The organism is Leucobacter celer subsp. astrifaciens (genome assembly GCF_001273835.1).
Classification (GTDB): domain Bacteria; phylum Actinomycetota; class Actinomycetes; order Actinomycetales; family Microbacteriaceae; genus Leucobacter; species Leucobacter celer.
This window is the reverse complement of the sequence record NZ_JHEI01000079.1, coordinates 1-308: the sequence shown is the minus strand read 5'-3', so window position 1 is coordinate 308 and position 308 is coordinate 1. Positions and strand designations below refer to the sequence as shown.

Below are 308 nucleotides of genomic sequence, written 5' to 3'. Positions count from 1 at the left end.
TTCCAGTGACGTGTGCTCCGGTCCGCAGCTTCGTCCCAAACCGCACCAGCTTCGCGTCCAGGGCCGCCTCGACGTCGCGAGCCACTTCGGACTCCAACCGGTCGACGAGCTTTCGTACGTCGGCGCGGTCATCGATATCGATCTGAACCATCATCTCGGGAGCCACACGGGCTCCAAAGAATCTCACGCTAGCGCTACTGACTCCGGGGAACTCCTCGATCTGCTCCTCAACGGCCCTTCCCAGGGCGTCTGTGGACAGTACTGTTGAGCCCTGGTCAGCCTCATGGCTCATGCCGTAGGTGTGGGCC

General features: G+C 62.3%; 1 protein-coding gene. It reads right to left on the bottom strand.

Annotated features, from left to right (window positions below; translation table 11 throughout):
* Positions 1-292 (bottom strand): Asp23/Gls24 family envelope stress response protein (locus AMS65_RS00210; protein WP_206541942.1); only part of this gene is annotated, 292 nt, incomplete at its 3' end.
* Between the last annotated feature and the right edge of the window lie 16 nt (positions 293-308).